Source organism: Lapillicoccus sp. (assembly GCF_046595215.1).
In the GTDB taxonomy this organism is placed as follows: Bacteria; Actinomycetota; Actinomycetes; order Actinomycetales; family Dermatophilaceae; genus Lapillicoccus.
The window spans coordinates 1-4968 of the sequence record NZ_JBKJPP010000185.1; the positions used below are offsets into that span (position 1 = coordinate 1).

General features: G+C 66.8%; 4 protein-coding genes. All 4 read left to right on the top strand.

Annotation, left to right across the window (positions count from 1 at the left end; genetic code table 11):
* The first annotated feature begins 279 nt into the window (after positions 1-279).
* A complete protein-coding gene (locus ACLL9L_RS15825) occupies positions 280-1296 on the top strand; it encodes an ABC transporter permease (RefSeq protein ID WP_411285619.1) in 1017 nt (338 codons plus the stop codon).
* 136 nt (positions 1297-1432) lie between these two features.
* Entirely contained in the window at positions 1433-3178 is a 1746-nt protein-coding gene (locus ACLL9L_RS15830; RefSeq protein ID WP_411285620.1) for an ABC transporter substrate-binding protein, read from the top strand.
* Positions 3179-3313: 135 nt separating this feature from the next.
* Positions 3314-4327: an ABC transporter permease gene (locus ACLL9L_RS15835; protein WP_411285621.1), complete on the top strand. Its 1014-nt coding sequence runs from the start codon at positions 3314-3316 to the stop codon at positions 4325-4327.
* Between the two features lie 20 nt (positions 4328-4347).
* Positions 4348-4968 (top strand): ABC transporter ATP-binding protein (locus tag ACLL9L_RS15840; RefSeq protein ID WP_411285622.1); only part of this gene is annotated, 621 nt, incomplete at its 3' end.

Below are 4968 nucleotides of genomic sequence, written 5' to 3' on the forward strand. Positions count from 1 at the left end.
CCACATCGCGCTCGGCCAGCAGAAGTACGTCCTGGTCCACGGCTCCGGTGTCGTCGGCTACCAGGACAACCTCCTGCTCGGCGGGCACGTCGACCTCGCGACGACGCGGGTGGCGAAATAGGACTCACAGGCTGCTCCACAGATGCACCGGGTTCGATCACGATCCGGCGACGTATGGGGGCGTTGGTTCAGCATGTGGGACGGGCTGGTCTAGGGTTTCGACGTCCGGGAATGTGCGCAGGCGCATCCGCCTTTGAGAAGACCGAGGTTTGAAGACGCATGACGATTGTCCCAGGCCAGGAGGACACCGGCGACGGGCTCGCGCTCGACACCGAAGGCCTCGACGGGGCGGTCGCGATCAAGGGGCGTTCGCCATGGGAGATCGTCTGGGCCCGGCTGCGCCGGGACAAGGTCACGATGGCGGCGCTCGTCCTGTCGACGCTCTTCATCGTCGTGGCGGTCCTGGCGCCGGTCCTGGCCAATCTGGGTGTGCTCAAGCCCGACGTCACCCACAACGACCTCGTGACGGGTCTTGGGTCCATGCCGGACGGCTTCGGCGGAGGCATCTCGTGGGCCCACCCGCTCGGCGTGGAGCCCGGCACGGGACGTGACCTGCTGGCCAGGATCCTCACGGGCATGACGACGTCCCTGACGGTTGCCGTCCTCGCGACCGTCTTCTCGGTCGTCATCGGCACCATCCTCGGGATCATCGCGGGCTTTGCCGGTGGGTCCGTCGACTGGTTCATCAGCCGGTTCATCGACCTCATCCTCAGCTTCCCCAGCACCCTCATGCTGCTGGCACTCCAGGCCGTCCTCGTGCAGATCATCGCCGACCTCATCAATCAGCCCAATACGGCGCCGTCGCCGAAGATCATCTTCATGATCGTCGTGCTCGGGTTCTTCGGCATCCCCCAGTTCGCCCGGATCGTGCGCGGACAGGTCCTGTCCCTGCGCGAACGCGAGTTCATCGAGGCGGCCCGCTCGCTCGGGGCCAAGCGCGGTCGGATCTACTTCAAGGAGCTTCTCCCGCACCTCTGGGCGCCGCTGCTGGTCTACACCACACTCGTCATGCCGGCCAACATCGCCGCTGAGGCCACCCTCGGCTTTCTCGGAGTGGGGATCAACCCTCCCGCGGCGTCGCTGGGGGCGATCCTCAACGACTCGGTGAGCTACGCGATCCCCGACCCCGGATACTTCCTCTTCCCCGGGTTGACGGTCTTTGTCCTCGTGCTGTCGTTCAACCTCCTCGGTGACGGACTGCGCGATGCGCTCGATCCCCGATCGGGGCGCTCATGACGTGGCAGCGCACCCGCCGGTCGACACCCCCCATGATCGCCGTGGCCACACAGAGCCACGGCGCAGAGCTCGTCGCAAACGCGGCGAGTAGGTCCACCCCACCGACCGTGGTGGTTCGTGCACACAAGGAGAGAACATGATGCGCACCAAGAAGGGCGCTACCGGGGTCGCCCTCGGGGCGGTCGTGGCACTTGCCGCGGCGGCATGCAGCAGCTCGGGAGGCTCCGGCGGCACCCCCTCCGCTGGCAGCTCGGCAGCCGCCGGCCAGAAGGGCGGCACGCTCTACATGCTCAACCTCGGTCCGCACAGCGGTCTCGACCCGCAGCAGACCTACATCGGCGCGGACCTCGAGTTCGCTTCCCGGGTCTTCGCCCGCAGCCTGACGACCTACACGCCGGGCAAGGACGCCAAGCTGATCCCCGACCTCGCGACCGACACCGGCACGATGTCGGACGGGGGCAAGACGTGGAAGTTCACCCTCGTGGACACGGCCAAGTGGCAGGACGGCCAGCAGGTCAAGTGCGAAGACGTCAAGTACGGCATCTCCCGCACCTTCGCCACGGACGTCATCTCCAACGGTCCGACCTACATCCTCCAGTACCTCGACATCCCCGGCAAGAAGGACGCGGCCGGCGCCGATGTCGCCGGGTACAACGGTCCCTACAAGGGCGAGGGTCAGGATCTCTACGACAAGGCCGTGACGTGCGAGGGCCAGAACCTGACCCTGCACTTCAAGACCCCGTGGGCGGACTTCAACCAGGCTGCGGCCTCGCTCGCAGCCTTCTCGCCGTTCCGCAAGGACAAGGACAAGGGCGACAAGAGCCTGTTCGACGTCTTCTCCAACGGGCCCTACATGCTCGAGGGCACCTTCGACGCGGCCAAGGGCGGGACGTGGGTGCGCAACCCCAGCTGGGACGCGGCCTCGGACCCGGTGCGCAAGGCCTACCCCGACAAGATCGTCGACGTCGAGGGAGTCACGACCGAGCAGATCTACCAGCGAATGCTTGCTGACGGTGGTGACGACAAGACGGCCATCACCTTCCAGCCTGCGCCGGCCTCGCTCCTGCCGCAGATCGTCGCCGACCCGAAGGCGGCGACCCGCACGACCAACCCTCCGGCGCCCTACGTGGACTATGTCCAGCCGAACGTCACGAGCAAGGTGATGTCGAACCCGACGATCCGCCAGGCCTTCGCCATGGCGACCAACCGCGACGCCTACGTCACGGCCAACGGCGGCAAGCAGGTCATGGAGCCGTCGTACGCCATCTGCAACAAGACACTGAAGTGCTACAAGGACTTCAACCCCTTCGGTGCGCCGACCGCCGGTGATCCCGACGGCGCCAAGAAGGTGCTCACCGACGCCGGGATCGCGACCCCGATCGCCATCACCGTCGCCTACCGCAAGACGCCGACGCGCGACAAGTCCTTCTCGGCGCTGAAGGAGACGTGGGACAAGGCCGGTTTCAACGTGACGCTCGAGGGCGTCACCGACAAGTACTACCGGACCATCTCCAGCCCCGCCTTCAAGGACCGGGACGCCTTCTACGCCAGCTGGGGCGCTGACTGGCCCTCGGGCTCGACGGACATCCCGCCGCTGTTGGACGGTCGGATCAACATCTCGGCTGCTGGCAGCAACCAGGACTACGGGTACTTCAACGACCCCGACGTCCACAAGGCGATCGACGCCGCCTATCTCATCCCGGACGCGGACGCCCGTGAGAAGGCGTGGGGTGACATCGACGAGATGATCTCCAAGAAGGGTGGGATCATCCCGCTCGTGAACCAGAAGTTCGTCTTCATGCGCGGCAGCGCGGTCAAGGGCTACGAGGAGAACCTCCTCTTCGGCGGCTACGTCGACCTGGCGAACATCGCCGTCAAGTAACGGCTGGCCTCCAGGCCAACCAGCAGTTCCGCCGCCGCGGCGGCCGTGCCGGACGGGCAACCCCCGTTCGGCACGGTCAGCGTCGGTGTCCGCAGCGAGAGGAAGGCGGCTGCGCCCCAGCGGCGCCGACATCCCATGTTCTTCTACATCATCCGCAGGCTCATCTCCGGCGTGGTCATGCTGCTCATCATCAGCATGGCCACCTTCCTGGTCTTCTTCGCCTCCCCGATCGACCCGGCGAGCCTGACGTGCGGCAAGTCCTGCACCCCCACCGTCATCGAGGGAAATCGCAAGCTTCTCGGCTTCGACAAGCCGCTCCCCGTCCAGTACGCAAACTTCATCAAGGGGATCGCCGTCGGCCGCGACTATCCGGACGACCCCGAGGTCAAGCGCGTCTCCCCCCAGAACGTCTTCACGTGCAACGCCCCTTGTCTGGGCTACTCGCAGCGCCAGAGCAAGTCGGTCACCGACATCGTCAGCGACGCGCTCCCGATCACGGCGTCGATCGCGTTCGCCGCCTTCATCCTGTGGATCGTCGTCGGGGTGCTCCTCGGCATCATTGCCGCCCTCAACCGCGGTCGATGGGTGGACCGGGTCATCGTGGGGACGTCTCTGGTCGGCTACTCCCTGCCCAGCTTCTTCATCGGCACCCTCCTGCTCGTCTTCGTGAGCATCAAGTGGGGCCTGTGGCCCCGCCCGGAGTACGTCGCCTTCGCGGAGAGCCCCGGCAGATGGGCCCAGGGACTGTTCCTGCCGGCCGTGACCCTGGCCGCGATCTTCGCCGCGAGCTATGTCCGCCTCACCCGGGCCTACATGCTCGAGACGATGTCCGAGGACTACATCCGGACCGCCCGGGCCAAGGGTGTCAAGGAGTTCACCGTGGTGCGTCGGCACGGGCTGCGCGCGGCGCTGACCCCCATCGTGACGGCCGCCGGTCTCGACCTCGGCGGCCTGCTCGGAGGCGCCATCGTCAGCGAGCAGGTATTCGGTTTCCAGGGCCTGGGGTACAACGCCATCCAGGCGATCCAGAACACCGACCTCCCGGTCATCGTCGCCATCGTCGTGATCGCGGCGACCTTCATCGTGGTCGCCAACCTGCTCGTCGACATCCTCTACGGTGTCATCGACCCGCGCGTCCGGCTGAGCTGAGCAACGAGGAGCATCGGACGATGGCATCAGACACACGCGGCCAGCAGGCGGCCCCCCGGGACCGGACCCACCCCGCCACGGCGACGGAGTGCGCGTACCTCAGCGTCCGCGACCTCAAGGTCCACTTCCCGACAGACGACGGGCTCGTCAAGGCAGTCGACGGTCTCACCTTCGACCTCGAACGGGGCAAGACGATCGGGATCGTCGGGGAGTCCGGCTCGGGCAAGTCGGTGACGAGCCAGGCCATCCTCGGGCTGCACCGCAGGACCCGGGCGAAGACCTCGGGGTCGATCGTTCTCGACGGCGAGGACCTCATGACGGTCGGCGGCGAGCGGCTGCGCACCCTGCGGGGCAACAAGATGGCGATGATCTTCCAGGACCCGCTGTCGGCCCTCCACCCCTACTACAGCGTCGGCGCCCAGATCATCGAGGGCATCCGGGTCCACCAGTCCGACATGTCGAAGTCGCAGGCCCGCACCCGGACGGTCGACCTCCTCGGGCGGGTGGGGATCCCCAACCCGCAGAAGCGCGTCGACCAGTATCCCCACGAGTTCTCGGGCGGGATGCGCCAGCGCGCCATGATTGCCATGGCCCTGGCCAACGACCCGTCGCTGCTCATCGCCGACGAGCCGACGACGGCC